This is a genomic window from Aquabacterium sp. (genome assembly GCF_030652515.1).
Lineage (GTDB): Bacteria > Pseudomonadota > Gammaproteobacteria > Burkholderiales > Burkholderiaceae_C > Aquabacterium.
Window position 1 is genome coordinate 1 of record NZ_JAUSAR010000175.1, and the last position, 1,422, is coordinate 1,422.

Below are 1,422 nucleotides of genomic sequence, written 5' to 3' on the forward strand. Positions count from 1 at the left end.
CTACCCGGCCGAGCGCCTGGCCTACATGCTGGCCGACAGCGGCATCGAACTGCTGCTGACCACCAGCGGGCTCAAGGCCCGGGTGCTGCCTTTCAGTGAGGACACCGGGGCCATCGAGGCTTTGGAACTGGACACGCTGGACCTGAGCGGCGAGCCCGCCGGCTCGCCCGCCGTGCGGGTGCACCCCGACCACCTGGCCTACGTGATCTACACCTCCGGCTCGACAGGGCGGCCCAAGGGCGCGCAACTGTGCCACCGCCACGTCAGCCGCCTGCTGGGGGCCACCGAACCCTGGTTCAATTTCGGGGCGGACGACGTGTGGACGATGTTCCACTCCTACGCCTTCGACTTCTCGGTGTGGGAGATCTTCGGGGCCCTGTGCACCGGCGGCAAGCTGGTGATCGTGCCCTTCTGGGTGAGCCGCTCGCCCGATGACTTCCTGGCCCTGCTGCGCTCGCAGCAGGTCACCGTGCTCAACCAGACACCCTCGGCCTTCCAGCAACTGATCCACGCCCCAAGCCTGGCCGCAGGGCAGGGCGACGAGCCCGAGCTGGCCCTGCGCCTGGTGATCTTCGGCGGAGAAGCATTGGAGCCGCAAAGCCTCAAGCCCTGGCTGGACCGTTTTGGCGACCAGCGGCCCCAGCTGGTCAACATGTACGGCATCACCGAGACCACCGTGCACGTGAGCTACCGGCCCATCACCCGGGCCGATCTGCAGGAAGGGCAGCGCAGCCCCGTGGGCATCGCCATCCCGGACCTGGGACTGCGCGTGCTCGACAGCCGCCTGCGGATGCAGCCGGTCGGTGTGGCCGGCGAGCTGTACGTGGCGGGGGCGGGATTGGCGCGGGGCTACCTCAACCGGGCAGGGCTGACGGCCGAGCGCTTCGTGGCCGACCCCTTTGGCGAGGAGGGAGCGCGCCTGTACCGCACGGGCGACCTGGCGCGCTGGCGCGCCGATGGTCAGCTGGAGTACCTGGGCCGGATCGACCACCAGGTCAAGATCCGGGGCTTTCGCATCGAGCTGGGCGAGATCGAGGCGCAACTGCTGGCGCAGGCGCATGTTCAGGCGGCGGTGGTATTGGCCAGGCCGGGCCCTGCGGGGGCAAGGCTGGTGGCGTATGTCAGCGCCCAGGACGAGCAGGCCATCGACACCACGGCGCTGAAAGAGAGTCTGGGGGCCCGGCTGCCGGACTACATGGTGCCGGCCCACATCGTGGTGCTGGCGAGCCTGCCGCTCAACGCCAATGGCAAGATCGACCGGCAGGCCTTGCCGGATCCCGAGCTGGGTGGCTCGCCAGCTTACGAGGCACCGCAAGGCGAGCTGGAGACCGCGCTGGCCGCCCTGTGGGCCGAGGTCCTGGGCGTGCCCCGCGTGGGCCGACGTGACAACTTCTTCGAGCTGGGGGGGCACTCCTTGTTGGC

General features: G+C 69.5%; 1 protein-coding gene. It reads left to right on the plus strand.

Annotated elements, in window-relative coordinates:
• Positions 1-1,422, plus strand: a 1,422-nt coding sequence (locus Q7V20_RS20180) for an amino acid adenylation domain-containing protein (protein WP_304795304.1), incomplete at both ends; no start/stop codon positions are given.